The organism is Thalassospira sp. NFXS8, from assembly GCF_040148805.1.
Classification (GTDB): Bacteria; Pseudomonadota; Alphaproteobacteria; order Rhodospirillales; family Thalassospiraceae; genus Thalassospira.
The window spans coordinates 1,738,245-1,764,136 of the sequence record NZ_JAGEMF010000001.1 but is presented as its reverse complement, the minus strand read 5'-3'; the positions used below and the strand labels follow the sequence as shown (position 1 = coordinate 1,764,136).

Sequence of the window (25,892 nt, the reverse complement as noted above, 5' to 3'; positions counted from 1 at the left end):
CGGTCTGCTGGTGCCTAGAACAAAATTCCCTGTGGCATACGGATCAGCAGGATTTCAGCCATCAGGAAATACATTGCACTGACAATGATGCCTCCTGATAGCAGGTGAAGGATGATGGATCTGGCCGGCAGGCCGTCATAGTTGGAGATCGCGATCAGCGCGAAAAACGCAAGGATGCCGGCAGCGAGAAACCCGATCAACGGAATGGCCGCAATCCAGATACCCATGGCAACGACAAGGCCAATGCGACGTGGTGTGGATTCGGTATTGCTGGCAGGATCAGACGTTTTAGGGCCGCTTTTGCGCAAAATATTAATGCCGACAAAAAGGATGGCAAAAACAAGCAATACCGAGGCAATGGTGGTGGGAAAAACCGACCCCATTGGTGTCATGGCCGGTGTTTGGCCGAGCGCCCAAGCACAGATTACGATCAGTATTAGGGCAATAACGGTACCGGGCATATCGCGCGGCTGGCTAAGCAAGCCGGTTTTCGGAATGGTGGCCGATGCTTTTGCATCGCCCATGATATTCATCTCGGGGTTTTCAGCGGCCTGGTTTGCAAGGTCCCGGTTTTTCTTGTGATGTGCGTAAACTGGAAACAGCAGGGTAAAGGCGGCAAGGGCGATGATACCAACGCTGATCGGGCGGGCAAAAAACATGCCCGGAATGTCGCCGCGTGCATTGCCGATCAGATAGGATTGTACAAAGCCCTGTTCGGCGATCTGACCCAGAACAAGCCCCAGAACGATGGGGGACGGGGCAAAACCGCAGCGGTTTAAAATCCACCCGGCAATGCCCAGCCCAAACATCATTTGCACATCATGGATGTTGCTGTGAATGGCAAAGCTGCCAATGATGGTCAGGAAGGCAATGGTCGGCACCAGCATGGTTTTGGGAATGGATGCGATGGATTTATAAGCATAGCGCCCAATCAGCAAACCGGCAGGCAACATCAAAATCGTTGCAATCAGAAGCCCGAAAATGAAGGTGTAAACAATTTCGCCCTGCTGGGTGAAAAGCGTTGGCCCGATTTTGATGCCCTGAACCAGAAGGGCGCCAAGGATAATGGCATCGGGTGGCGTACCGGGAATACCCAAAACCAAAGTCGGAATAAAGCCGCCGCCAACGGTGGCGTTATTGGCTGTTTCAGTGGCGATAACGCCGTCGGGTGCGCCTTTGCCAAACCGTTCGGGATGTTTGGAAGAACGGCGCGCCTCGGAATAGGAAACCAGCCCGGCCACCGACCCGCCCGCACCGGGCAGAACGCCAATGACGGTACCTAAAACTGCGCTGCGGATAACATTAAATTTGCTGTGCCAGGCAATGCCAAAGGCTTCGGCCAGGCGGATGCCACGATTACCGGCTTCAACCTTTAAATGCGGGTCACGGGTGGCAACCAGATCAATCAGAACCGGGATGCAGTAAAGGCCGATCAAGGCGGAAACAATATCAAAGCCGCCCAGCAGGATCTGACTGTTCATGGTAAAGCGCAGATCGCCGCCAACAACGGCAACCCCGACCATGGCCAGCATCAGGCCCAGGCAGCCGCCCATAAGGCCCTTTAGGGTATTGCCAACCGACAGGGCGGAAATAAGCGTAAGGCCGAACATGGCCAGCCAGAAATATTCGGGCGGGCCAAAGGCCAGCGCGATTTTGGCCAGCGGTGGCGATAACAGCAGCAGAAACACACCCCCGACAAGACCGCCAAAGACAGAAGATAGCGTTGCCAGTGTTACTGCGAGGCTGCCATCGCCACGTTTGGCCATCGGGAACCCGTCAAAGGTTGTGGCAATCGCCGACGGGGTGCCTGGTGTATTGACCAGAATGGCGGCAAAGGCACCGCCATAAATGGCACCGGTATAGATTGCCCCCAGGGCAATCAGGCCGGTGGCAGGATCCATGGTAAAGGTAAACGGGACCAGAACGGCCACCGCCATGGTGGCAGATAAACCCGGCAATGCGCCAATGACAGTGCCCAGAATAACGCCCCCTAGCGCCATAAGAATATTGAGCGGCGTTAGCGCGCTTAACAAATAGCCAAGCAATTCCATGGTGGTAAACCTCCCTGATCCCGTTTCTTGTTTTTAGCGGTTAGCGATGCCGAGCTTTTCGCCAATTGCGCGGTATTCTTTTTTCTTTTGCGCAACAAAATCAGCCATTTTGCTATAGGGAACGTCGGTCAGAACAAAACCGGCATCTTCCATCTTTTTGATGAATTCCGGGTTTTTGTTAATTTCGCTGATAATATCGGAAAGTTTTTTACGGATATCTTCCGGGGTGGATTTGGGCACCGCAACACCACGATACGCACCGCCAACCAGGTCAAACCCCAGTTCCTTGAAGGTCGGAACATCGGGGAATGCCTTCACCCGTTCTTCGGACGCAACAGCCAGCATCCGCATGCCATCGCCGTTATTCACACCGGATGTGACATAGTTAAAACCAGCGGTAACCTGGCTGCCCAAAATGGCGGTAACTGCCGGGCCGGTGCCGCTAAACGGAATGTAGGTGGTGGTAATGCCGGCAAGTTCGTCAAACTGGGTTTGGCCGATCTGGTTGGCCGAATTGGAACCCGAACCACTGAAGGTGACAACACCGGGGTTGGCCTTGGCATAGTCGATCAGCTGTTGCAGGTTTTGAAATTCGCTGTCTTTGGGCACGAACAGGGCGTTCGGTGTGTAGTGAAAATAGTTCACAGCCACCAGATCGTCGGTTTCATAGCCGACATCTTTTTCCATCGGCTGCAACACCGTATGCGGCAGGTTGATCCCCATCAGGGTGTAGCCATCACCCTCCATGGAATTAAGTTGTGACCAGGCCTGGGCGCCGCCGGCACCGGCCATATATTGGATCACCATTTGCTGGCCGGTAATTTTTTCAAAATAGGGTTGTTGAAAACGTGCCGACACATCGGATTCACCGCCAGCATTGAACGGTAAAATCAGGTTAACCGTTTTTTCCGGGTATTCGGCAAAGGCCGGGCCTGAAATCAGGGTCGCGGCAAAGGCTGCTGCTAACGCAAGCTTACGCATTGGTATTCCTCCCGTATGTTAACATCCACACGACCTGTCATTATTGACAGCATCGGTGCCGAAACCGGGCAAGGCATTGTTATTATTGGCGATACCCGGTTGTCGGATTTGTCGTCAGCCCGTTTCACATACCGCACAATCCGGTCGGTAGGACGCCGGTGGGGGCTTTTAAACTGCAAAGCGGACAATCGAAGTGTAGATTTATTATTCGTTTAGTATAATTTCTGAATTTGCATTTCATTATGTCGTCAGGGTTAATAATGTCGTCGGATAGTGATTTGGGTTTTTTCGTGTTGCTGGCGCGCAAGGGCAATTTGTCGGCCGCAGCACTTGAGCTGAACCTGTCGCCACCCGCCGTGAGCAAACGGCTGGCAAAACTGGAAGACCGGTTGGGGGTGCGGTTAATGAACCGCACGACGCGCCGTATCAGCCTGACCAGCGAAGGCGAGGCTTATTTTCAAAGCGCGATTAAAATCATGCGCGACATCGAGGAGTTGGAGCAGCGCGTGGCAACCGCACGCGAAAACCCCAAGGGCCTGTTGCGCGTGAATGCGACCTTTGGTTTCGGGCGTGAGTATCTTGCCCCGGTCGTTTCGGAATTTTCGCATCTTTATCCCGAAGTCGAGGTGCAACTGGTGTTAAGTGACGCACCGATCAATCTGGTCGAGGAGGGGTTTGATATTGGCATCTGGTTTGGTGGCTTGCCCAATTCACGGCTGCGCGCCCGCAAATTGCAGGATAACCGGCGTTTTTTATGTGCTGCACCATCCTATCTGGCACGGCATGGAACGCCGCGCACCCTGGCCGATTTAAACGAACATAACTGCATTATCCTGCGCCAGGATAATGCCAGTTATGATCTGTGGCGCCTGCAGCGCGGCCAATATTCCGAAACCGTGCGTGTGCATGGTACGCTTAGCAGTAACGATGGTGAAATTGCCCTGAAATGGGTGCTTGATGGGCATGGCATTATGTTGCGATCCGAATGGGATATTGCCCGCCATGTGGATGCCAGCCGTTTGCGGCTGGTCTTGCCGCAATATGCGCAGGTTGATGCCGATATTTATGCCGTTTACCCGGAAAAGCACAATGTATCCGCCAAGGTTCGTATTTTTATCGATTATTTGCACAGGGAATTACAGGCCGCCCAAACGGGGAAAAAGGATTTATCCTAGAAGCTGCAATTCGTTATTTTATGTCGGGTTGCATGTTTTGGGCGAACAGGCTGTTACTGCGCTGCATTGGCACCGGGCTGTGCTACGGGGATAAAGATGTGGAAGGTAGCACCCTGTCCCGGTTTGCTTTCCACCCAAATTCGACCATGGCAATGCTCGATCACGTGTTTTGAAATGGCAAGGCCTAAACCGGAGCCCGACGGGCGTGGTTTGTCGCCGGGATATTTGCCGCCCCGGGCAAATTTGTTAAAAATCAGCTGGGCTTCGTCACTGGCAATACCGGCACCGTTATCGGAAATGGAAACAAGGTATCCGTCTTTATGTGTGGCCCCGCGCACAAAGACTTCGGGTTTTTCCGGGTTGGCAAACTTCGCCGCGTTGGACAACAGGTTGATAAAAACCTGTGTTAACCGGTCACGATCAACAAACAGATGGACAGTATCCCCGCCAATATCGACCCGTAATTTGGCGTTGCGGCTGTTAAACAAACCTTCAAGGGCGTCTATCGTTTCGCGCAAAACGGCTTTTGGGTCGACATCGCGGGGTTGCCAGTCTGAATGGCCGGCTTCAAGGCGGGCCAGGTCCAGGTGGTCGTCAATCAGGCGGGTTAAACGTTCACTTTCGCGTACAATAACGTTTAAAAACCGTTCGGTACGTTCGGCTTCCAGTTCGGGGGTATCGACCAGAATTTCAGAAAAAGACCGGATCGAGGTAAGCGGGGTGCGAAATTCGTGGCTGACCATGGTTAAAAATTCGTCTTTCAGGCGGTCGAGTTCCTGAAGGCGATCATTGGCAGCGCGCAATTCGGCAGCGGCGCGTTCCAGTTCGCGCGATTTTTGTTCAAGCCGCTGGGAATGCTCGATCACGTGCGAGGTTTCTTCGAGAATTTCCAGCACTTCATCCAGGCTGACCATTTCGCCCTTGGCAACAGACGATACCATTACCCGTGCCGATGCCGCCCCGATGGAGCCTGCCAGCAACCGTTCGCTAAAGGCGATCATATCGGCGTTGGCCTCGCCTTTGCCCCGCCAGGCGGTATGGCGCGATGTGCCATAATCGCGAAAGGCATGAAAGGCGCGTTCGCGGCCCAAAAACCGTTCGACCAGTTCGTAAAGGTCGTCAATGGTTGCCGAAGACCGCCAGATCACGGTTTCGCCGCCCTTGCGCGAAAAGGCATCGACAAACAGGGTCGCCTGTATGCGTTCCAGCCCGCCTTGACTGGTAAACAGGCTAACCACAATAAAACACCCGGCATTGAGCGCGATTGACCAGATCAAAGCGTGGGTCAGCGGGGCAAAATGATCCAGGCCAAACAGGGCTTCGGGCCTTAGCCACGGGTGACCAAAGGCCCCTTCGGTAATCAGTTTGGGGTCGATCCAGCCGGAATCGGCATAGGATGGCAGCAAAAGCGTATAGGCCCAAATGGCAAACCCGGCGACCAGCCCGGTAAGCGCGCCGGTTTTGGTGCCCCCTTTCCAAAACAGCCCGCCCACCATAATGGGAACGAATTGGGCGGTGGCGGCAAAGGATATCAGGCCGATTTCGGCCAAGGCATCACCCGCCCCGGCAGATCGGTAATAGATATAGCCCATAAAGACCACCAGCACGATCGATGCCCGGCGGATGAACAATAATAGTCCGGTTAAATCGCCCCGTTCGGTAAGGCGCAACCAGCGCAAACGCAACAAGGCAGGAATGACCAGATCGTTACACACCATGGTTGAAAGGGCGATGGCGGCCACAATAACCATGCTGGTACTGGCCGATAACCCGCCGACATAGGCAATCAGGGCCAAAAATGATTGCCCCTGTGACAGGGGGACGGATAACACAAAAAAGTCCGGGTCGGCCCAGTCGGGAAGCACACCCATACCGGCCAGTGCAATGGGCAAAACAAACAGGTTCATCAGCAGCAAATAGGCCGGAAAAGCCCAGGATGCGGTGGCAAGGTGGCGTTCATCAACGTTTTCAACCACGATCACCTGAAATTGCCGTGGCAGGGTTAACACTGCCGCCATTGACAGGGCCATTAAGGTAAACCAGCGTGTGCCGCTTTCGGGCTGCAGTTTTAAAAGGCCTGCCGTGCGTGGGGCCAGGGCTGCCTGATGAAACAAATCGCCCAGCCCGGAAAACATGAAAAAACACACAAATATGCCCACGGACAGCAAGGCAAACAGTTTGACCAGGCTTTCAAAGGCAATGGCAGCAACCATGCCTTCGTGGTGTTCGTCGGCATCAATAAAGCGGGTGCCAAACAAAATGCCAAACAGGGCCAGGCCGGTAGCGGCCCAAAACCCGCTATCGGCAAAAATATGCGATGTGGAAACAAATGGCTGCGATACCGAACTTCCCCACACGGTCAGCACGGTGTAGCTGGTCGCAACGGCTTTTAATTGCAGGGCAATATAGGGGGTGGTGCCAATAACGGCGATCAATGTCACCAGAACCGAAAGCTGCGTACTTTTGCCATAACGCGATGAAATGAAATCGGCGATAGAGGTAATGCGGTGTGCCTTGGAAATGCGCAGCATTTTACGCAGTAAAAACCACCAGCCCAGAAATATTACGGTCGGCCCCAGATAAATGGTCAGATATTCCAGCCCATTACGGGCGGCGGAGCCGACCGCGCCATAAAAGGTCCAACTGGTGCAATAAACGGCAATCGACAGGGTATAGACCGTGGGGTTGCGCACCCACGACCGCCCGGCGCGCGCCCGTTTGTCGCCCCACCATGCAATCGTATAAAGCAGGCCGACATAAATAAGCGAGACGGCAATCACGACTTCGGAAGACAGCATTGTTTATATGTCCTCCGCCGGTTGTGCGCTTTGGCGCAGTTTGCGTGTGATCCAGGCGCACAGGGCAATGAAAAAAGCCCAGCCGGCAAAGAAATAAACAAACAGCACCGGCAGGCCAAAAAGGGTGCCATCCAGCGAAAAAATGCCCACCAGCGGCGGCACCCATGCCAAAAAGGCAGTCAGGGCCAGCACAAGGGCACGTTCGGTCAGTTTTGCCGGTGGGGTCATGGCGGGTGCTGCCTTTGTTTACCGCTTAGCTGTGCGGGTTGGGGGCACGGCCCAGCAATGCCTTGACGCGGGCAACCACGTCGCGGGTGGAAAACGGTTTGGTCACAAAATCATCCACACCCAGTTCCAGCCCCTTGCGCCGGTCTATTTCGCGGGTGCGTGCGGTTAGCATCATGATGGGAATATGTTTTGTGGTGGCATTTTCGCGAACGGATCTGGCAACGTCGAACCCGTCCCGTCCTGGCATCATCACATCTAGCAAAATCATGTCGGGGATATCCCGGCTGATGATGTCGATGGCACTTTGGCCGTTGGTGGCGATGCTAACGGTGAAGCCTTCCTTTTCCATCAGAAAGGCCAGGGATTCGACAATTGTTTCCTCGTCCTCCGCGATCAGGACCGTTGGTTTGTCGGTCACGACGTTCTCCCCGATTTTGGTTTTTTATAAAATGGACCTTAACGTGTTCCGGCCTTTTATTTTATTCGACTTTAGGGTGTGACACTGTTGCCACGAAATCCAGTTTAATTTTGTGTGCGGCTTATGCCACCGGGGCGGCCGGGGCATGGGCGCGTTGCAAACAATCCACCCGCGGGCATTGCCGACAACTGATGCCAACGGGCACGGCGGCATGGGCATCGTCCATTGGTACCCCGTCAGCATAGACAATATCGCGGGCAAAGGCCGTATCGCAGCCGATCATGACCGAATGCACCGATTGCGGTACCCGGTAACCGCCATTGCCCGTGCGCACGGCCCGGGCGACAAACAAATACTGGCTGGCATCGGGCAATTGCACCAGTTGCGGCACCACCCGTTCCGGCGTTAAATAGGCCTCGTGAACGGCCCATCTGGGGCAGGCACCGCCATACCGTGGTAATTGTAACCCCGAGGCGGAAAACCGTTTCGATATATTACCAGCGATATCGGTACGCAGGAAGTGAAACGGTATGCCTTCCTCGCCGGGGCGGCGCAAGGTTGTAAGGCGATGGCAGATTTGCTCCCAACTGCCGGCAAAGCGTTGTTGCAGCATTTCGATATCATGGCGCAGTTCACGGGCTTCGGTACGGAAATTGTCATAGGGAAACAAAATTGCCGCTGCCAGATAGGAAATCAGGGCCTGTTTGGCCCGGTTTCGCGCCGCATCGCTCGTCAGGCGCGATGTGCTTAAAATGCTTTCCACGGCGTCGCTGCCTTCAAGGTGGCAAACCGCCCGTGCCGCCAAAAACCGGGCCGACGTGATGGGCAACGCACGCGAAAACTGTAATCGTTTGTGCGCTTCATCCCATACATGGCCGTTTGCGGGTAATTCTTCGGGGCGTAAACGTTCGACCGTGACCTTGTGGCGCGATTGCAAATGATTGATCAGGTCGGTCAGGAACAAGCCGCCAGACCGGTCAATTCCCGCACGCAATGTTTCGGCGCAATCTTCAAGTGCCGGGAAATGGTTGGCGTTGTCGTATAAAAGATCGTCCACTTCCTCGGACGGGTTGGCGGCGGGCCTGCCTGCGGCACCGCGTTCAAGAAAACTGAAAATTTCGGTGGCAGATTCGGCCAGCCGTTCGGATTCACGCACCAGTGTCGCATTGAACCGGGTGCGCTGGGCCGGTGGCAGGTCGTCGTAATGGTCGAAAATTTCGGCAACGGTACGGATTGAGGTAATGCGTGTCAGGATCGAATGGCTGGCTTCTGTCAAATACGGATCATGGCTTAACCGTTCCGACATCATGTCAACATCGTCCAGTGCACTGCGATAGGCGCGGTACAGGGCCAAAAGTGCATTGACCATGCCTGGCCCCGCGGAAACGACATTTGAAAATTCGCTGCGATCGAGCGGTGTATCGCCAAAAACCGGGTCGGCGGCAAGCTCGCTCAGGTCGGCCAGAACGCGATTTTCTTCCGACCCTGAAAGGGTAGACGGATGAATTTGCAGGGCTTCTGCCAAACGTAGCAGCAAGGCGCCACCAATCGCGCGCCGGTTATGTTCGATCAGATTTAAATAGGACGCCGAAATACCTGCGGCGCTGGCAAGGGCGGTTTGCGTCATGGATATGTCTTTGCGGCGTCCGCGAATACGGTGACCAATCGGGGCTTGCCGGGCCATGCAACGTCCTTATTTTTGACAAAATTTACAAATTTTCACAACGCTTATCTATATTTTTACAAAAAAAATGTTCTTTATCAAGCTGTTGTTGATTTATTTTCTAGTCGTCCCCATTGTCTTGTCAGGTCGCATAACAAAACACCCAACACAATCCCGGCCTTTTGCATTTCACTGAAACGCATCCCAGCAATTGGGGAGGAACCCTATGTCCGAGAATAAGATCATCCGTAATGTATCGCGCCGTACCGTCTTAAAAGGGTCGGCTTTAACAACGGGTGCTGCAATTATTGGTGCAACCGCACCGATGCACTTCATTCGTAATGCCTATGCCGCTGATTCATTTCGTGGCGATCCCGGCAGCAACAAAAGCATCGTTCTTGGTTTTAACGTGCCCCAGACCGGCCCCTATGCCGATGAAGGCGCTGATGAATTGCGTGCCTATAAACTGGCGGTCAAACACCTCAATGGTGAAGGCGACGGCGGTATGCTCAATACCATGAAGCCCAACAACCTGAAGGGTAACGGTATTTTGGGCAAAAAGGTCGAGTTTGTAACGGGCGACACCCAGACCAAGTCCGACGCTGCCCGTGCATCGGCCAAGCGCATGATCGAAAAAGATAATGTCGCGATGGTAACCGGTGGGTCGTCCTCAGGGGTTGCCGTTGCCGTGCAGGGCCTGTGTCAGGAAATGGGCGTTATTTTCATGGCCGGCCTGACCCATTCCAACGACACCACTGGTAAGGACAAAAAGCGTTATGGCTTCCGCCATTTCTTTAACGCTTATATGTCCGGTCAGGCGCTGGCGCCGGTTTTGAAGGATGAATATGGCAGCGATCGCAAGGCCTATCATCTGACGGCCGATTACACCTGGGGCTGGACGCAGGAAGAATCGATCAAGGCGGCCACTGAAAATATTGGCTGGGAAACCGTCAATACTGTGCGTACGCCCGTGGGTGCGGGTGACTTCTCGCAATATATTACCCCGGTTCTTAACTCCGGTGCCGATGTCCTGATCCTGAACCATTACGGTAAGGACATGGTGAACTCGCTGACCCAGGCGGTTCAGTTTGGCCTGAAGGACAAAATGGTTAACGGCAAGAAGTTTGAAATTGTCGTGCCGCTTTATTCGCGTTTGATGGCGCAGGGTGCCGGTGATGCCGCCAAAGGCATTTTGGGAACCACCAACTGGCATTGGTCACTGACCGATGAAGGGTCGCAGGCCTTTGTCAAATCCTTCGGTCAGGAATACGGCTTCCCGCCGTCACAGGCGGCCCACACCTGCTATGTCCAGACATTGCTGTATGCAAATGCCTGTGAAATGGCCGGTACTTTTGCGCCGTGGGAAGTGATCAAGCAGCTTGAAGGCTACGAATTTGACGGCATGGGCAATGGCCCGACGCTGTATCGTGCCGAAGACCATCAGTGCTTCAAGGATGTGCTGGTTGTGCGTGGTAAAGAAAAACCGCAAAGCAACTTTGACCTTCTTGAAGTGGTCAAGCATGTGCCGCGTGCCCAGGTGGAATATCCGGCCGATATGTTCGGCGGGGAACTTGGCCCGTACAAGGTCTGATTTTCGCTGCATTCCTTTGGTGCCGGGGCGTTCCCGGCACCATTGCCTTCCTTGAGGGGCCGGTTTCCCTGCGGCCCCGAAAATATCCTGTATAGTTTCGGCGGCGGATAGCTCATGGACGCGATTTTTCTGCAAATCCTGAACGGATTGGACAAGGGCGGGGCCTATGCCCTGATTGCCCTGGGTCTGACGCTGGTTTTCGGCACATTGGGTGTTGTCAACTTTGCCCACGGCGCGATCTTTATGGTCGGCGCATTTTGTGCTGTGACGATGGAAAAAATCCTGACCCTTTCGGTCAAGGTCAAGGACCCGTCAGTTACGTTTTTCGATGCCTATAAGGAAACCCCTTATCTGGAACTTTGGTTTGGCAATACCGGGTCGGCGATTATCGACTGGGTGGTGCCGATTTCCATTGTCGTTTCCATCCCGGTAATGCTGGGACTGGGTATTCTTATGGAACGCAGCCTGATCCGTTATTTTTACAAGCGCTCCCACGCAGAACAGATTCTGGTGACATTTGGCCTGGCGATTGTGTTGCAGGAACTGGTGAAAACCTTTTTCGGGGCAAACCCCATTCCGGTCAGTGCGCCCGATATCGTGGCCGGGTCCGCCGCGATTGGCAGCTGGATCGGCCTTGGCGATGCGGTGGTTTATCCGTGGTGGCGGCTGATCTATTTGCTGTTTTCTGTGGTTATTATTTCGGCGGTGTTCTCGTTTCTTAACTTTACCACTTACGGCATGGTGGTGCGTGCCGGCATGGCAGACCGCGAAACGGTTGAATTGCTGGGCATCGATATTGAACGCCGCTTTACCATTGTGTTTGGTTTGGCCGCGGTTGTCGCTGGCCTGGCCGGTGTCATGTATACGCCGGTTTTACCGCCCGATTACCATCAGGGCATGGATTTCCTTGTGCTGTCGTTTGTGGTTGTGGTCGTTGGCGGTATGGGGTCGTTGCGCGGGGCGGTTGCCGCCGGGTTCCTGCTGGGGATTTTGCAGTCCTTTTCCTCGATGACCGAGGTCAAATCGATCATTCCGGGCATTGACCAGATTATTATTTACCTTGTCGCCGTGATTATCCTGCTGACCCGTCCGCGTGGACTGATGGGCCGCCGGGGCGTGATGGAGAACTGATATGTCAAACACGCAAATCGCTACCCCGCGGCAGGAACTGCTTTATATGGTTGTGCTGTCGGCGGTGGTGCTGACCATGCCGTTGTGGTTGCAGCCCTTCGGGGCGGCTTACCCCGACCTGATGCAAAAATTCATGATCTTTGGCATCTTTGCCATTGGCTATAACATTCTGTTTGGTCTGACCGGCTATTTGTCCTTTGGTCACGCGGCCTTTCTGGGCGTCGGGTCTTATACGGCGGTCTGGTCGTTCAAGCTTTTATCGATGAATGTGGTTCCGGCGATTATCTTTGCGACATTGCTGGCAGGGCTGTTTGCCTGGCTGATCGGCTTTGTCTCGCTGCGTCGTTCGGGCATTTATTTTTCGATCCTGACGCTGGCCTTTGCCCAGATGTCCTATAACCTGGCCTATTCGGTGCTGACACCCATTACCAATGGCGAAACCGGCCTGCAATTAAACCAGGCCGACCCCCGCGTGATTGACCGCATGGCCGGAATCGAAGCCACATCGGGCCTGCCAAATACCAATTTGTTTGGCTTGCAGGGCACGGGGTATAGCGGGTTTTACATTTGCGCGGTTATTCTGATCCTGGCGTTTTTTGTTTCCCTGCGAATCTTTCATTCGCCGTTTGGTATGAAGTTACGCGCAATTAAATCCAACCAGACCCGCATGTCCTATACCGGTTACAACACACGGCCCTATTTGCTGACGGCCTTTATCATTTCGGGCATGTATGCCGGGTTGGCAGGCTCGCTTCTGGCGATGACCGACCCGTTGGCCGGGGCCGAACGGATGCAGTGGACGGCATCGGGTGAAGTGGTGTTAATGACCATTTTCGGCGGGGCCGGTACGTTGATTGGTCCGCTTCTGGGCACCGGGATCATCAAGTATCTTGAAAACATCTTTTCGGCTTTCAACGATACCGTTTTGCACAACATGTTTTCGTTCTTGCCCGACTGGCTGAACAACATTCTTACCGCCATTATCAGCCCGTTTGTCGGGGAAGGCTGGCAGTTATTGCTGGGTATTGTCTTTATGCTGATTGTGATTTTCCTGCCCGGTGGACTGATGGAAGGATATGGCAAAGTCAGCCGTATGATCCGCGAACGGGGTCAAAAAAACGTCGATGATGGATCATCTGACAAACAACATTCCACCGGGGAGGTCTGATCAATGGGTAATGTCATTCTTGATGTCACCGACGTCAGCAAGTCTTTTGGTGGTTTGCAAGCGCTTAGCAACATTAATTTACGGATCGAGGAAGGCACGGTTCATGCCATTATCGGCCCGAACGGGGCCGGGAAATCGACCTTTTTAAACGTGATTGTCGGCCGGCTTGCGCCCAGTCGCGGGCGGGTGTTGCTCGGCGATCAGGTTTTGACCGGCAAGCAACCTCACGAAATTAATCAGCTGGGGGTGGCGCGGGTGTTTCAAACACCCGAAATTTTCCCGGATCTGACGCTTTTGCAAAACATCATGATCCCGGCCTTTGCCAAGCGCGACGGCCAGTTCAGTTTTGGCATTTTCAAAAGCCTGTTTGCCGAACGCGGCATTCGCGAGGAGGCCGAACATATCCTTGAAGATGTTGGTCTGATTGCGGATCGTAATAAAATTGCCGGCTCGATGTCGCGCGGGGATAAACGCCGCCTGGAACTTGCCATGTGCCTGATCCAGGATCCGAAGCTGTTTTTGCTTGATGAACCAACAGCGGGCATGTCGCGCCATGATACCAACAGCACAATCGAATTGCTGCAACGGATCAAGGAACGCGGCATGACCAAGATCATTATTGAACACGACATGCATGTGGTGTTCAGCCTGGCCGACCGCATCAGCGTTCTGGCCCAGGGGGCGATTATTGCCGAAGGCACGCCCGAAGAAGTGCGTAATGATCCCAAGGTTAAAGAAGCCTATCTCGGAGGAGAAACCCTATGAATGCACAGGTGCCAAAAACCAAGCCGGTTCCTGCACGCGGGTCGTCTCCGGCATTTTTCTCGGTATGGGATGTTCACGCCTATTACGGCGAAAGCTATATCGTGCAGGGTGTCAGTTTTGATATCCGCGAAGGCGAAATTGTTGCCCTTTTAGGGCGCAACGGGGCGGGTAAAACATCCACCCTGCGTACCCTTGCGCGTATGTCCAACCCCGAACTGAAACACGGGGAAATCTGGCTGGACCATCAACCGCTTCATGAAATGAAATCGTGGCAGGCGGCGCGCATCGGCCTGCAACTGGTGCCCGAAGACCGCAGCATCATTCCTGGCCTGACGGTGGAGCAAAATCTGGAACTTGCCCAGATCGCCCCGCCACATGGCTGGAGCATCCAACGTATTTACGAACTGTTTCCCCGCCTGGGCGAACGGCGTTTGCAGGAAGCAATTACGCTTTCAGGGGGCGAGCAGCAGATGCTGGCGATTGGTCGCGCACTTGCGCGGGACATCAAGATTTTACTGCTTGATGAACCATACGAAGGCCTGGCCCCGGTGATTGTGCAGGAAATTGAAAAAACCCTGCAAAGTGTGAAGGAACTGGGGATTACCACCATCATTGTTGAACAAAATGCCATTGCCGCCCTGAAACTGGCGGACCGGGCCATTATTATGGATGCCGGGCAGGTGGTGTTTGATGGCACTTCGCAAGAGGTGCTGGATGACCCTGATTTGCGTGATCAGTATTTGGCGATCTAGGGCATCACCCGAAAAAAATACCCGGTTTGGGGAGCCCGCAAACGCGGCAAGGGAGCAAGTGTCGGGGGACGCTTGCTCCTTTTTTTGTGTTGAGGTGTTCGTTAGTGATGCCGTGGCCGTGACGGGGTTTCTTACACCGGTGGCGCGGATGTTGTGTCATTGTGGCACCATAACGCGCTGGTTCTAGTATGGCATATGGTTGTGCCCGGTTTTGCAAACACGTTCGATTTCATCACGTGACAGGCCAATATCGTGCAGGATATGGGCCGGGGCGCGCTGTAACCATGCGATGTCGCGTGCGACCTTGCGCCGTTTCACCCATTGGCCAAGCAAAAAAAGAAGCCAGCCCTGAAGGGATACGGTGCCGCGCGCATCGATACCGGATGGCATGGTACGGTGAGTATCAAAGTGATGGGGTGTGGTTGGCATGTATCCAGACATGATGCTGGCTCCCAGTTTGCTAATGAAGGATCGGAACCATGTCCGAACCAGCATCATATTAGGATTTCGCCGGTGCGAAGAGGGCGCAAACCTCTGCTTTTTGCGCGGAAAATTCGCAAATTTCAGGAAAAAACGATTTCTTTTCGCGCCTGTCTTCGGCCATTGTTTGCCCGAGCAGGAAACACTGGTGCCGGGGGTATGCCATCGTGGCGGAGCTGGATAAATTTGATCGCCGATTGCTGGAATTGTTGCAGGAAAATGCCCGGTTAACAGGGAGTGAACTGGGCCGGCAGGTCGGGTTATCGTCGGCGGCATGTTTGCGCCGGGTGCAACGTTTGCGTGAAAGCGGCGTTATTGAGCGCGACATCGCCGTCGTCAATCCGCGTGTGTTTGGCAAACGCATGACCGTGGTGGTTTTAATTACCCTGAATAATGACCGGCCCGATCGGTATAATTTGTTGCGTGCCGAGTTGGAAAAAGCGCCGGAAATTGTGCAATGCGACCATGTGACGGGCGCGCATGATATTGTTTTGCGTGTGAAAGTCGCCGATATGGAAGACTATAGTGCCTTTGTTGATCGGGTTTTGGTCAAACCCTATATCAAGCGCTATGAAAGTCTCGCCGTGTTGGGGGCTATCAAGTAACACGCTGTTTGCCAAAGCGAACTTCGAGACGGATCAGCAGGGGCATAGAGTCAGACAAACCCGGCAGGCTGAACGATTACCTGCCGGGTTTGTCTGAGGGAATTTGGTTGCGGGTGATTAGCGAATGTCGTTTTGGTGACCGATGCGTTTGCGGCCTGTAACCATTGCGCGCACCAGATTTTCGCGGTGGTGATAACTGGCAATGATAACCCCGGCCAAATGGCCAATGACCAGTGTTAGCAGGCAATTTGCCAGAAATTCATGGACATTCTGGACCCAGCGAACACCCCAATAGGCATCAGTGGTTTGCATCCAGCCGGTGGTGGCGACCAGCGCCATACAGGCCAGCAGGGCAATAATCATGGCTGCACCGGCCGGGTTATGCCCCAGATAGCGTTCAGCCTTGCCCCCGGGGATGGCGCGTAAATAATCCAGCGTTGTTTTGGGGCCGCGCACAAACTGGCTGAAACGGGCGTAATGCGGCCCGACCAGCCCCCAGAAAAGGCGAAAGCCAATCAGGGCGGCAGCTGTGTAACCGGCCCATTCATGCAGGTTTTTAATCACGTCGGCGGAAAGCCAGGCCACCGCAAAACATGTGACCAGGCTCCAGTGAAAAATACGAACCAGCGGGTCCCAGACTTTAACGGTGGCTGCCATGATCAACCCTCGTCTTTTTTGTCGATGGCGGTCAGCGTCGAGGGATCAAAGAACGTTTCAACACGCTTGCCATTTTCATCAAGCGCATAAACTTCGTAGCAGCCATCTTCGGTTTTGATCTGTTTGACCTTCCAGCCCTGGTTTTCCAGTTTGGTTTGCAAGGCATCGGGTTTTTGCCACTGGTCCATGGGGGTGTTGCAGCTGATTTCGTCAGCAGACGCAACGGAGGGCAAAAAGCCGTAGGTTGACAGGGCAAGTACAGCGGCGAGGATTTTCAGCATTGCGAGGTTCCTTGAAAACAATGGTTTGTTGTGACAAGGGCAATCTGACGTTCCAAACTGACAGCAGGCTGAAACATCGGGTCGTGATGCTTCAGGTGGGTGTCAGGTTCAGCAGAACCGCACATAAAAAACGGCGGAACATGTCCGCCGTTTTGGGAAAATTTAAATATGAACCGCCTGGACGATTAGCTGGAAAAATCCAGATCGCGGTCGCCATCGGCATCCTTGATGCGGGTCGGAAGACCCATCTGGTTTAGCAGATGCAAAAACGGTTTGGCCGGAAGGTCTTCGATATTGGCCATTTTTTTGACATCCCAGTCGCCCGATGCAATCAGCATGGCAGCCGCAACCGGCGGAACGCCAGCGGTATAGGAAATGCCCTGGCTGCCGACTTCTTCATAGGCGTCCTTGTGGTCGGCAACGTTGTAAATCAGGACTTCGGTTTCCTTGCCGTCCTTTTTACCCTTCACCAGATCCCCAATGCAGGTTTTGCCGGTATAATCGGGTGCCAGCGAACTGGGGTCCGGCAGGCAGGCCTTTACAACCTTAAGCGGGATTACTTCCTGCCCTTCGGCTGTTACCACCGGCTGTTCAGACAGCAGGCCGATATTGTTAAGAACCGTAAAGACGTTGACGTAATGGTCGCCAAAACCCATCCAGAAACGGACATTGGGTACATTCAGGTTCTGTGACAGGGAATGAACCTCGTCATGGCCGGTCATGAAGGTTTGGCTTTCGCCAACCACCGGCATGTCCCAGATTTTCTTGATCTCGAACATCTTGTTCGATTGCCATTTGGAATCCTGCCACGAATAAACCGTGCCGGTAAATTCACGGAAATTGATTTCCGGGTCAAAATTGGTGGCAAAATATTTGCCGTGGCTACCAGCATTAATGTCGATGATGTCGATGGATTCAATTTCATCGAAATAGTCTTCAACCGCCAGTTTGGCATAGGCATTAACGACACCCGGGTCAAAGCCGGCACCCAGAATGGCGGTGACACCGGCTTTTTCGCATTCTTCGCGGCGTTTCCATTCATAATTGGCGTACCAGGGCGGCGTTTCGCAAATCTTGTCCTGCTCTTCATGGATGGCAGTATCAAGATAGGCGGCACCGGTGGCGATGCAGGCCGACATAACCGGCATGTTAATAAAGGGCGAACCGACATTGAGAACGATTTCGCAACCGGTTTCCCGGATCAATGCCGCGGTGGCATCAATATCGGTTGCGTCAAGCGCATGGCCCGCAAGAACGCCGTCCACATTTTTCAGGTTTTTCTTGGCGTGGATCGTATCAATGATCGCCTGGCATTTCGCAGCGGTGCGCGAAGCAATATGGATATCGCCAAGCACGTCGTTGTGTTGTGCGCATTTGTGTGCCACGACCTGGGCCACGCCACCAGCACCGATGATGAGAACGTTTTTCTTCATTTCAGGCCAAAAACTCCCTTTTTTGAATAGGTGAAACCCAAATAATCAGCCTATGACAGGCTGGAAACATAGTCTTCAAAGCCAAATTCCCGAACAAGGCGTTCGGTTCCGTCAAGTTCGCGAATGGCGATAGAGGGCATGCCAACCCCGTTAAACCAGTTCTTCTTGACCATCGTATAGCCAGCAGCATCCTGAATGGAAATGCGGTCGCCGACCTTGATTTCGTTTTCAAAGCGAAACTCGCCAAACACATCGCCCGCCAGGCAGGACTTGCCACAAATCATAACTTCATGATCGCCGGTGTTAGGGGTTACTTTCGCATTTTCGCGGTAAATCAGCAAATCGAGCATGTGGGCCTCGATCGAGCTGTCGACGATGGCAAGGTTTTTGCCATTATAAAGCGTATCCAGCACGCTGACTTCCAGCGTTGTACTTTGCGTGATCGAGGCTTCGCCCGGTTCGAGATAAACCTGCACGCCAAATTTTTCGGAAAATTCCTTGAGACGGGCGCAAAATTTATCCAGCGGGTAGTTTTCGCCGGTAAAATGAATGCCGCCGCCCAGGCTGACCCATTCAACACGTGACAGCAAACTGCCAAATTTGGTTTCGATGTCGGCCAGCATCTGGTCGAACAAATCGAAATCGCCATTTTCGCAGTTATTGTGGATCATGAAGCCCGATATTTTATCCATCACCGCTTCAACCCTGGTGACATCCCATTCGCCCAAACGCGAAAACGGGCGTGCCGGGTCGGCCAGATCAAAGCTGGATGAACTGACCATCGGGTTCAGGCGCAAGCCGCGCACAATGCCCGATGCCTGATCGGCAAAGCGGTTTAACTGGCTGATGGAATTGAAAATGATCTTATCCGCATTGTCGATGACTTCGGCAATTTCATCATCGCCATAGGCAACGCTATAGGCGTGGGTTTCCTTGCCGAATTTTTCCCGACCCAGTTTAACCTCGAACAGGGACGAAGACGTCGTGCCATCCATATAATCGGCCATGAAATCAAATACCGACCAGGTGGCAAAACATTTAAGCGCCAACAACGCCTTTGCGCCGGAATGTTCGCGCACATAGGCGATCTTTTCCATGTTGCGCAGCAGTTTTGATTTATCGATCAGATAATAGGGCGTGTGCAGCATCGTCTTCTCGTTCCTTGACCGAAGGCCCTGTTTTCAGGGACCGAAAATACACTATGGAAAACGTCCGTCGACCGGCAAACGTTCCCACTCAGCTTTGGTGTTCTGTCCCGGTTTGCGCCAACGGATATAACACCGTTAATACGCGGGCACTTTTTGCCAGGGGCGTAGGCGCCGCGACCCAATAGCAGCGGGGCGCGTGGTGGTCAACACTATGACCACGTTGTGAACGCATATGACAATGCCGGTTAAACATGCCCGGATCGTGACAGCCTGCGCGACATCCCGTTAATCGATTGATTCCATGTAGGTATCAGGGGTGAAAAATAACAGGTTTCGGTTTGATGAAACTTCGGTGCCCCGCGGGAAAAGACAGGTTTGTTCCCGGTAAAAAGACAAACGCCCCTATCGCGAAAGGGATCACGGGACTGTGATGCACGGAAAAATGCGGCCCGATTGACGGTGTTCAAATTTTAATGTACCGATCGGATAATACTTTACTGATCGGTACATTAAAATTGAAAAAGGAATACACCATGTCCGAATTACGCCAGCCTTTGCCGCCCTTTACCCGCGAAACCGCCATTCAAAAAGTACGCCTTGCCGAAGATGGCTGGAACAGCCGCGACCCAAAGCGGGTATCGCTTGCGTATACCGTTGATAGCGAATGGCGAAACCGGGCCGAATTTGCCAGGGGGCGCGACGAAATCATTGCGTTTCTGACCCGCAAGTGGAACCGGGAGCTGGAATATCGCCTGATCAAGGAATTGTGGGCCCATGACGCCAACCGTATTGCTGTACGCTTTGCCTATGAGTACCGCGATGATGCCGGGAACTGGTATCGTGCCTATGGTAATGAAAACTGGGAATTTGCCGAAAATGGCCAGATGCAGCGGCGCTATGCCTGTATTAATGATATGCCGATAAAGGAAAAAGACCGTAAATTCTTCTGGGATCGATCCGGGCCACGCCCCGCCGATCATGCCAGCCTGTCTGAACTGGGATTATAGGATACTGTAATACGATGCCGAAAATTGTCGCAGAGCGCTCCGATGTCCTGCCTGTTCTCGCCGAGATTTTTCGCGAGTACGGGTTTGAAGGGGCCAGCTTGTCCCTGATCGGGAAACAAACCGGTTTGGGTAAAGGCAGCCTTTATCATTTTTTTCCCGGTGGGAAAGAACAGATGGCCACCGAAGTGCTGGGCGAAATTGACGGCTGGTTTGAAGAGCGGGTGTATCGCCCGCTGCGCGAAAATAACGACCCCGCACAGGCGATGCGCGATATGTGCGTTTCTGTGCGGGATTATTTTCATTCCGGGCGGCGGGTCTGCCTGATTGGGGCGTTCGCGCTTGACCATGTGCGCGACCGGTTTGCCGCCCCCATTCGCGATTATTTTGCCATTTGGCACCAGTCGCTGGCGGCGGCACTGGCGCGTTCCGGGCAGAATGCCAAATTGGCATCCGATATGGCCGAAGACGCCATTTTATCCATTCAGGGGGCGCTGGTGCTTGCCCGTGCCCTTGATGATATTCAGGTTTTTGACCGGGCAATGACCCGCATTGAAACCCGGCTGACATTACTGCCCTAAACAGCATCGTTGCATTGAGTTGTGGCGAGCCGTTGCAATGACGGTTTCTTTGGTGCGGCATTACGGGGCATCTGCGCCAGCCCCTGTAACAACGGTGTTTTCACATTCCCCTATTCTACTTTTAATTGATTATGTGTTCTTAATTTTGTTCTTTTGATGTATTTTACAGATGGGAAATATGTGGGGTTGATCTGATAAGTCGCCATAAAAACCGGCGGCACGTGAGAGAGTTTTTATGGGGATAAATGATGAAAACAATCACAATAGTGCGCGCGCGCCGATTGATGGCCGCCACTGCAATGATGATGGGCGTGTCCGGGGCTGCCCATGCCAGCAACATGTTGCCGCCAGATGCAGCAAATGCCTGCCCGATTAGTAAAACCACCATTGCGGGCTGGTTTGCCAGTGGCGCAATTACGGCCAATGGTGTGGTGTCGCCGGCTGATAGCACGGCTTTTCCCACCAATAACACCAATTGCGACTTTTATGCCTGGTCGGCGCAAATGTTTTTGTGGCTGACGTCGCCCGTACAACTGGCCACCGAAAATAATACTCTTGCCAGTACGTTTGTCTTTGACGGGGCCGGTTTTTACGATGTGTCACCGGCTAATGCCGCAGGCCAGCGCATATTTTTGCCCAACACATCGGCGCTGGATAATTTCGCCATTCGAATCAACAAAACCGATGACAGCCTGCCAACCCGAATTGGTGAAACGGGGCAGGCCGGCGGGGGTGGTGTGCTGATTTCGCAGGCCGGATCGCTGGTTTATTACGGTATCCATGCCAATAATGTGTATGCCGAGTTTTTAACCGGTCAAAAAGCCGGGAAAATTGCCCAGGACCAGTTTCCCACGACGGCAGCAGACCTTGAGGAAATTGACGATTACGCCACGAAAAAACTGGCCGACGGCGACGCCCTGACGATTGAATTAAAAACATCCTGGATTGATGCCGCAACGTTAACTGATCCTGAAAACTATATTCAGGTACAGGCCGCAGTACCGAAATATGACCGTACCAGCCCTTCACAATGGACATTGGCCGGAAACGAGCTAAAGACCCTTGCCCTGGTAGGGATGCATGTTGTCGGTTCGGTTCAGGGGCACCCGGAAATGATATGGGCGACGTTTGAACACCAGAACAATTCACCCAACGGGACGTATTATTACGACCGGAACGGGGCGGTGAAAGTTCCCTTTGATCCAGCCTCAACCGGATACTCCTTTTACAATTCAACTGCGACGGCCGCATCCTATAACCAGGAAAATGCGCACGTTAATGGCAGTGGAAATATCGTATCGACCAATGGCCTGCCGATCGGGCCAACCGCAGTGGTGCGAACAAACCCGTGGGGCAATGCCGGGGATGATGCCGCATCGGCCGAAGAAAATACCAACATCATTTCCACCAATAACAATGTCATTTCGGCATTGGCCGCGGGTGATATTCGGGCCAATTATGTTCAGGCCGGGGCCGTCTGGACGAAAGGCGGGGTTATTCCGCAAATGTCCGAACTTGACCCGAATGGTACTGTGACGATTACGAACCCAGAAGAAGTTGGGTCTGTCCGTTTGAGCAACAGCACGATGGAAACCTATTTTCAGGGGGCTGGTAATGGCAGTTGTTTTCTGTGCCACAATGGCGGCAGCAAACCGGCACCCGATGCCAGCTTTGGCGAGGATAATTTAAGCCACATCTATTTCAACATCATCCCGCTTGGCGGGGCGGGCAAGCCATAATGCCCCGGGTATAATGCACGATGTTTAGAAAAAAGGGGGATACTGCCAGCATGGGCGTATCCCCCTTTTGCGCCGGTGGCCTTATTCGTTTTATTCGGGGGCTTGTGAGGCCATAAATTTAAACCGATATGAAATAACAGGTTCAAAATTATGCCCTAATAGCAGGGCATAAGTACATAAACGGGATAATCCCGGTTTTGATCTGATGGTGTAACCAAGGCAAGGAGGCACATATGCCACCCGCAGTGTTTAGCGTCGATCACATGGCTTTTCCCACCCGCGATCTTGCCGCGACGGATGACTTTTATTCGCGGGTATTAAAAGCGAAGCTGGTTCATGCCGAAAGTGGCTATAGTCCGGCATGGAAAAGCGACTATTTGCGAATAACCTTTGCCTTGCCAGATGGCACGCAAATTTCATTTTTTGACTGGCCCGCTGATTTGGGCCCCTATGCCGATGATCCTGACATGCCCGATGATGTTTTTCATATCGGGTTGCGGTGTGATGTGCCGCGCGATGTTATTGCCTGGCAGAACCATTTATTCGCGCAAAAAGTGGTTTACCATAACGAAGACGACGGTACGTCGCGCCGGTTGTATTTTCGCGATCCCAACGGGATTCGTTTTGAAATTTTTGCCGCTGAAACCCGGCATCCCCGCAGTGATAGCGAAATTGATGCCCGTGCCGTTTATGATGAATGGCGCAGTATCCGTGTTTGACGGGGGTGTCATCCCCTAGCGGTTGCTGAAGGGGGCGGTACTGCCACGAGATATAAGTTCCAGTTCAAACGCCATTTCGGGCAAGGGCGGGGCATCGGCATCGCGAATTTTGTGGATCAGGGCACGGGCCGCGGCCTCGCCAATGCGGCGGCGTGGCTGGTGAATTGTGCTAAGTGCAGGGATACTGTGGGCGGCAAACTCCACGTCATCAAACCCGACAATCGACAGGTCTTGTGGCACCTTTATACCGTTTTGGTTTAATTCAGAAATCAGTCCAAAGGCCATTTCATCACTGGCGCAGAACAGGGCCGTCGGGCGTTCCTTCTGGTTAAGCGAAAGCCAGTGCTGTGCTGCTTGCACGCCGCTTTCAATGGTGAAATCCCCTTGTATTTTCCAGTCATCGGGGCAGCCCAGACCATGCTTTTGCAAGGATTGCAAAAAGCCGGTTACGCGGTCACGGGACAGCACATTATTTGGCGGCCCTGCCACATGGCCGATTTTGCGGTGCCCCAGTGCCACCAGGTGATCTGTTGCCATCATTGCCCCGGCGATGTTGTCGATGTGAAAAGCAGCTGTTTTGCTGCCGGGTATCCATTCGCAGGCAAAGACCATGGCCGGTTTTCGGCCGTTTTGGCGATCAAAGAACGATTGCGGAATATTGCCATCCAGAACGATGGCGCCGTCGATGCGGCTGATGTTGAACAGGTTGCCAAACGCTGCTTCATCAATCGGGGGAAACTGGGAATCAGCAATCAGAATGCTGAAACCTTCTTTCGAGGCGATGGTTTCAATCCCCTTTAACACCCGCGAAAAAAAGCTGTTTGCCAGATTCGGAAGCAACACAAGAATGGTGCCAGTGCCGCCCCGGCGCAGGTTTCGTGCGCTTTGGTTGATGGTGTATCCCGATTTTTCAATGGCTTGCAGAACGGCATCGCGTGTTTTTTCCGATACCCTGTCAGGAAAGGACAGCGCTCTGCTAACGGTTGCCGTCGAGACATTTGCCATTTTGGCAACATCTTGAATTCGGGGAAGATTTCCCTTCTTGGCTTTCATCTTGCCCTGTGTTCCCCCCGAAATTCATCGTCTTTAAGTTGAAAAAATCTTGACAGTCCAATGCAATCGCGTCAACGATTGTGTAATCGATTACATAAACGCCGGATGAGCTAATATCAATAATGTAATCGATTACAAAAATAAATGGAATTGTTCCGCATCCTACAGGCTGGCAATTCCGTCATCGGGAGGAAAAAATGAAAACGTCAAGAATTGCACTTTTTGCGTCTGCGCTGATGTGTTCGACGGCATTTTCGGCCCAGGCTGCCGAACTGGAAGTGATTCACTGGTGGACATCGGGTGGCGAACAGGCGGCTGTTTCGTTGCTGGCAAAGGAATTTGACGCCAACGGCCAGGATAGCTGGCGGGATTCGGCCATTGCCGGCGGGGAACAGGCCCGCGCGGTTGTCATGCAACGCATTTTAGGGGGCGATGCTCCGCAAGCGGCACAATTTAATAATTCCCGCCAGTTCGAGGAATTGGCCGAGGCCGATTTGTTGCTGGATTTATCGGACCTTGCCAAAAAAGAAAAATGGCGTGATGTCGTGCGCCCGAAAAGCATTTTGGATCCCTGTGAAATTGACGGGAAAATTTATTGTGTACCGGTCAATATTCATTCGGACCAATGGTTGTGGACCAACAAGGCCATTTACAAGGAAGTTGGGCTGGAAGAACCCCAAAGCTGGCAGGATGTTATCGATCAGGCCGGGAAAATACGTGATGCCGGTTATATCCCGCTGGCCGTCGGCGGGCAGGGATGGCAGGAAGACCTGACCTTTGACGATGTTTTCATGGGGGTTGGCGGCAAGGAACTTTGGAACAAGGTTTACGTTGATCGCGATGAAGATGCCGCCAAAAGCCCCGAAGTTGCCAAGGTTTTTGAGACCTATGGCAAATTGCGGGATCTGACAGATGAAGGATCGGCCGGGCGGAACTGGAATGATACGACAAGCCTTGTGATCAACGGCAAGGCTGCGGTTCAGGCAATGGGCGATTGGGCGCGCGGCGAATTTGTGCTGGCAGGCAAAAAAGCCGAGGTTGATTATGGGTGCGTACCTGGTCCCTCCCGGCATCCGGTACTGACGACTGGCGGGGATATTTTTATTTTCCCCAAACAGGATGACCCGGAGGTTGAGGCCGCCCAGCTTCGTCTGGCATCGATGTTACTAAGCCCGGATGTGCAGGTGAAATTCAATACAGCCAAGGGATCTTCCCCGGTGCGCGGCGATGTGAATATGGCATCGGCCGATCCCTGCATGCAAAAAGGGCTGGCATTGTTGAACGACGATGAAAACATCGCCCTTCCCAAAAATGCCATTCTGTCATCGGACACCGATGGACGCATCCAGGATCTGGTTAGTCAGTTCTGGAATACACCTTCCATGACGGTTGCAGATGTGCAGGACCAGTTTGCCGCTATCTTACAGGACGGCAGCTAAGCGCATCAAAGTGTGGTTTGAACGGTACTGAG

General features: G+C 53.2%; 24 protein-coding genes. 12 read left to right on the top strand and 12 right to left on the bottom strand.

The genetic code is table 11. The annotated features are described in order from the left end of the window. Positions 1–14 precede the first annotated feature (14 nt). A complete protein-coding gene (locus tag J4E05_RS07995) occupies positions 15–2,051 on the bottom strand; it encodes a tripartite tricarboxylate transporter permease (protein WP_349594104.1) in 2,037 nt (678 codons plus the stop codon). Between the two features lie 33 nt (positions 2,052–2,084). Further along, positions 2,085–3,032, bottom strand: a complete 948-nt coding sequence (locus J4E05_RS07990) for a tripartite tricarboxylate transporter substrate binding protein (protein ID WP_349594101.1) — start codon at positions 3,030–3,032, stop codon at positions 2,085–2,087. A 260-nt stretch (positions 3,033–3,292) separates the two neighbouring features. On the opposite strand from J4E05_RS07990, the gene J4E05_RS07985 reads away from it, so the two are divergent. Then, positions 3,293–4,207, top strand: coding sequence for a LysR family transcriptional regulator (locus J4E05_RS07985; RefSeq protein WP_085588721.1), 915 nt, complete (start codon positions 3,293–3,295; stop codon positions 4,205–4,207). A 53-nt stretch (positions 4,208–4,260) separates the two neighbouring features. Here the strand turns inward: J4E05_RS07985 and J4E05_RS07980 are convergent, their stop codons facing one another. From J4E05_RS07980 to J4E05_RS07965, 4 genes are all read right to left on the bottom strand, one after another. Further along, positions 4,261–7,005: an ATP-binding protein gene (locus J4E05_RS07980; protein ID WP_349594098.1), complete on the bottom strand. Its 2,745-nt coding sequence runs from the start codon at positions 7,003–7,005 to the stop codon at positions 4,261–4,263. Between the two features lie 3 nt (positions 7,006–7,008). Then, entirely contained in the window at positions 7,009–7,233 is a 225-nt protein-coding gene (locus tag J4E05_RS07975) for a hypothetical protein (protein ID WP_085588725.1), read from the bottom strand. A 25-nt stretch (positions 7,234–7,258) separates the two neighbouring features. After that, entirely contained in the window at positions 7,259–7,651 is a 393-nt protein-coding gene (locus J4E05_RS07970; protein ID WP_349594095.1) for a response regulator transcription factor, read from the bottom strand. Positions 7,652–7,772: 121 nt separating this feature from the next. After that, positions 7,773–9,335: an XRE family transcriptional regulator gene (locus J4E05_RS07965; RefSeq protein ID WP_085588727.1), complete on the bottom strand. Its 1,563-nt coding sequence runs from the start codon at positions 9,333–9,335 to the stop codon at positions 7,773–7,775. A 205-nt stretch (positions 9,336–9,540) separates the two neighbouring features. Between J4E05_RS07965 and J4E05_RS07960 the strand changes: the two genes are divergently transcribed. From J4E05_RS07960 to J4E05_RS07940, 5 genes are all read left to right on the top strand, one after another. Beyond that, positions 9,541–10,905 carry an ABC transporter substrate-binding protein gene (locus J4E05_RS07960; RefSeq protein ID WP_349594092.1) on the top strand — a complete coding sequence of 455 codons (1,365 nt, stop codon included), beginning with the start codon at positions 9,541–9,543 and terminating at the stop codon, positions 10,903–10,905. Between the two features lie 114 nt (positions 10,906–11,019). Next, a complete protein-coding gene (locus tag J4E05_RS07955; RefSeq protein ID WP_085588729.1) occupies positions 11,020–12,036 on the top strand; it encodes a branched-chain amino acid ABC transporter permease in 1,017 nt (338 codons plus the stop codon). A gap of 1 nt (position 12,037) precedes the next feature. Continuing rightward, positions 12,038–13,204, top strand: coding sequence for a branched-chain amino acid ABC transporter permease (locus J4E05_RS07950; RefSeq protein WP_085588731.1), 1,167 nt, complete (start codon positions 12,038–12,040; stop codon positions 13,202–13,204). 3 nt (positions 13,205–13,207) lie between these two features. Beyond that, the gene (locus J4E05_RS07945; protein ID WP_085588733.1) at positions 13,208–13,969 is read left to right on the top strand and encodes an ABC transporter ATP-binding protein; all 762 of its coding nucleotides are present in this window, start codon (positions 13,208–13,210) and stop codon (positions 13,967–13,969) included. After that, entirely contained in the window at positions 13,966–14,721 is a 756-nt protein-coding gene (locus J4E05_RS07940; protein WP_349594087.1) for an ABC transporter ATP-binding protein, read from the top strand. The genes J4E05_RS07945 and J4E05_RS07940 overlap by 4 nt, the downstream gene beginning before the upstream one ends. A 183-nt stretch (positions 14,722–14,904) precedes the next feature. Here the strand turns inward: J4E05_RS07940 and J4E05_RS07935 are convergent, their stop codons facing one another. Beyond that, the gene (locus tag J4E05_RS07935) at positions 14,905–15,162 is read right to left on the bottom strand and encodes a DUF1127 domain-containing protein (RefSeq protein WP_349594084.1); all 258 of its coding nucleotides are present in this window, start codon (positions 15,160–15,162) and stop codon (positions 14,905–14,907) included. A gap of 206 nt (positions 15,163–15,368) precedes the next feature. On the opposite strand from J4E05_RS07935, the gene J4E05_RS07930 reads away from it, so the two are divergent. After that, on the top strand, positions 15,369–15,806 hold the full coding sequence (locus tag J4E05_RS07930) for an Lrp/AsnC family transcriptional regulator (RefSeq protein ID WP_085588738.1): 438 nt from the start codon (positions 15,369–15,371) through the stop codon (positions 15,804–15,806). A gap of 117 nt (positions 15,807–15,923) precedes the next feature. Here the strand turns inward: J4E05_RS07930 and J4E05_RS07925 are convergent, their stop codons facing one another. From J4E05_RS07925 to nspC, 4 genes are all read right to left on the bottom strand, one after another. Beyond that, complete coding sequence (locus J4E05_RS07925) at positions 15,924–16,463, bottom strand: cytochrome b/b6 domain-containing protein (RefSeq protein WP_349594081.1); 540 nt, start codon at positions 16,461–16,463, stop codon at positions 15,924–15,926. Between the two features lie 2 nt (positions 16,464–16,465). After that, a complete protein-coding gene (locus J4E05_RS07920) occupies positions 16,466–16,744 on the bottom strand; it encodes a PepSY domain-containing protein (protein ID WP_085588742.1) in 279 nt (92 codons plus the stop codon). 185 nt (positions 16,745–16,929) lie between these two features. Next, positions 16,930–18,177 (bottom strand): saccharopine dehydrogenase family protein, encoded by a 1,248-nt coding sequence (locus J4E05_RS07915; protein WP_349594077.1) that lies wholly within the window; start codon positions 18,175–18,177, stop codon positions 16,930–16,932. Between the two features lie 50 nt (positions 18,178–18,227). Further along, the gene (gene nspC, locus J4E05_RS07910) at positions 18,228–19,325 is read right to left on the bottom strand and encodes a carboxynorspermidine decarboxylase (protein ID WP_349594074.1); all 1,098 of its coding nucleotides are present in this window, start codon (positions 19,323–19,325) and stop codon (positions 18,228–18,230) included. 533 nt (positions 19,326–19,858) lie between these two features. Here nspC and J4E05_RS07905 point away from each other — a divergent pair. From J4E05_RS07905 to J4E05_RS07890, 4 genes are all read left to right on the top strand, one after another. Then, positions 19,859–20,332 (top strand): nuclear transport factor 2 family protein, encoded by a 474-nt coding sequence (locus J4E05_RS07905; RefSeq protein ID WP_349594071.1) that lies wholly within the window; start codon positions 19,859–19,861, stop codon positions 20,330–20,332. 14 nt (positions 20,333–20,346) lie between these two features. Further along, positions 20,347–20,910 (top strand): TetR/AcrR family transcriptional regulator, encoded by a 564-nt coding sequence (locus J4E05_RS07900; RefSeq protein WP_349594069.1) that lies wholly within the window; start codon positions 20,347–20,349, stop codon positions 20,908–20,910. 245 nt (positions 20,911–21,155) lie between these two features. Beyond that, complete coding sequence (locus J4E05_RS07895) at positions 21,156–22,649, top strand: hypothetical protein (RefSeq protein WP_139835681.1); 1,494 nt, start codon at positions 21,156–21,158, stop codon at positions 22,647–22,649. Positions 22,650–22,882: 233 nt separating this feature from the next. After that, the gene (locus J4E05_RS07890; protein WP_085593855.1) at positions 22,883–23,368 is read left to right on the top strand and encodes a VOC family protein; all 486 of its coding nucleotides are present in this window, start codon (positions 22,883–22,885) and stop codon (positions 23,366–23,368) included. Between the two features lie 15 nt (positions 23,369–23,383). Here the strand turns inward: J4E05_RS07890 and J4E05_RS07885 are convergent, their stop codons facing one another. After that, positions 23,384–24,421: a LacI family DNA-binding transcriptional regulator gene (locus tag J4E05_RS07885; protein WP_349594065.1), complete on the bottom strand. Its 1,038-nt coding sequence runs from the start codon at positions 24,419–24,421 to the stop codon at positions 23,384–23,386. A gap of 197 nt (positions 24,422–24,618) precedes the next feature. On the opposite strand from J4E05_RS07885, the gene J4E05_RS07880 reads away from it, so the two are divergent. Beyond that, positions 24,619–25,860 carry an ABC transporter substrate-binding protein gene (locus J4E05_RS07880; RefSeq protein WP_085593853.1) on the top strand — a complete coding sequence of 414 codons (1,242 nt, stop codon included), beginning with the start codon at positions 24,619–24,621 and terminating at the stop codon, positions 25,858–25,860. Positions 25,861–25,892 lie beyond the last annotated feature (32 nt).

Bases quoted from the DNA above. Each gene is read 5' to 3' on its own strand.
- J4E05_RS07895 (WP_139835681.1), top strand. From the start codon at position 21,156: ATGATGAAAACAATCACAATAGTGCGCGCGCGCCGATTGATGGCCGCC.
- J4E05_RS07975 (WP_085588725.1), bottom strand. From the start codon at position 7,233: ATGACCCCACCGGCAAAACTGACCGAACGTGCCCTTGTGCTGGCCCTG.
- J4E05_RS07980 (WP_349594098.1), bottom strand. From the start codon at position 7,005: ATGCTGTCTTCCGAAGTCGTGATTGCCGTCTCGCTTATTTATGTCGGC.
- J4E05_RS07950 (WP_085588731.1), top strand. From the start codon at position 12,038: ATGTCAAACACGCAAATCGCTACCCCGCGGCAGGAACTGCTTTATATG.
- J4E05_RS07990 (WP_349594101.1), bottom strand. From the start codon at position 3,032: ATGCGTAAGCTTGCGTTAGCAGCAGCCTTTGCCGCGACCCTGATTTCA.
- J4E05_RS07965 (WP_085588727.1), bottom strand. From the start codon at position 9,335: ATGGCCCGGCAAGCCCCGATTGGTCACCGTATTCGCGGACGCCGCAAA.
- J4E05_RS07890 (WP_085593855.1), top strand. From the start codon at position 22,883: ATGCCACCCGCAGTGTTTAGCGTCGATCACATGGCTTTTCCCACCCGC.
- J4E05_RS07955 (WP_085588729.1), top strand. From the start codon at position 11,020: ATGGACGCGATTTTTCTGCAAATCCTGAACGGATTGGACAAGGGCGGG.
- J4E05_RS07995 (WP_349594104.1), bottom strand. From the start codon at position 2,051: ATGGAATTGCTTGGCTATTTGTTAAGCGCGCTAACGCCGCTCAATATT.
- J4E05_RS07945 (WP_085588733.1), top strand. From the start codon at position 13,208: ATGGGTAATGTCATTCTTGATGTCACCGACGTCAGCAAGTCTTTTGGT.
- J4E05_RS07920 (WP_085588742.1), bottom strand. From the start codon at position 16,744: ATGCTGAAAATCCTCGCCGCTGTACTTGCCCTGTCAACCTACGGCTTT.
- J4E05_RS07925 (WP_349594081.1), bottom strand. From the start codon at position 16,463: ATGGCAGCCACCGTTAAAGTCTGGGACCCGCTGGTTCGTATTTTTCAC.
- J4E05_RS07900 (WP_349594069.1), top strand. From the start codon at position 20,347: ATGCCGAAAATTGTCGCAGAGCGCTCCGATGTCCTGCCTGTTCTCGCC.
- J4E05_RS07985 (WP_085588721.1), top strand. From the start codon at position 3,293: ATGTCGTCGGATAGTGATTTGGGTTTTTTCGTGTTGCTGGCGCGCAAG.
- J4E05_RS07940 (WP_349594087.1), top strand. From the start codon at position 13,966: ATGAATGCACAGGTGCCAAAAACCAAGCCGGTTCCTGCACGCGGGTCG.
- J4E05_RS07935 (WP_349594084.1), bottom strand. From the start codon at position 15,162: ATGTCTGGATACATGCCAACCACACCCCATCACTTTGATACTCACCGT.
- J4E05_RS07885 (WP_349594065.1), bottom strand. From the start codon at position 24,421: ATGAAAGCCAAGAAGGGAAATCTTCCCCGAATTCAAGATGTTGCCAAA.
- J4E05_RS07915 (WP_349594077.1), bottom strand. From the start codon at position 18,177: ATGAAGAAAAACGTTCTCATCATCGGTGCTGGTGGCGTGGCCCAGGTC.
- nspC (WP_349594074.1), bottom strand. From the start codon at position 19,325: ATGCTGCACACGCCCTATTATCTGATCGATAAATCAAAACTGCTGCGC.
- J4E05_RS07880 (WP_085593853.1), top strand. From the start codon at position 24,619: ATGAAAACGTCAAGAATTGCACTTTTTGCGTCTGCGCTGATGTGTTCG.
- J4E05_RS07960 (WP_349594092.1), top strand. From the start codon at position 9,541: ATGTCCGAGAATAAGATCATCCGTAATGTATCGCGCCGTACCGTCTTA.
- J4E05_RS07905 (WP_349594071.1), top strand. From the start codon at position 19,859: ATGTCCGAATTACGCCAGCCTTTGCCGCCCTTTACCCGCGAAACCGCC.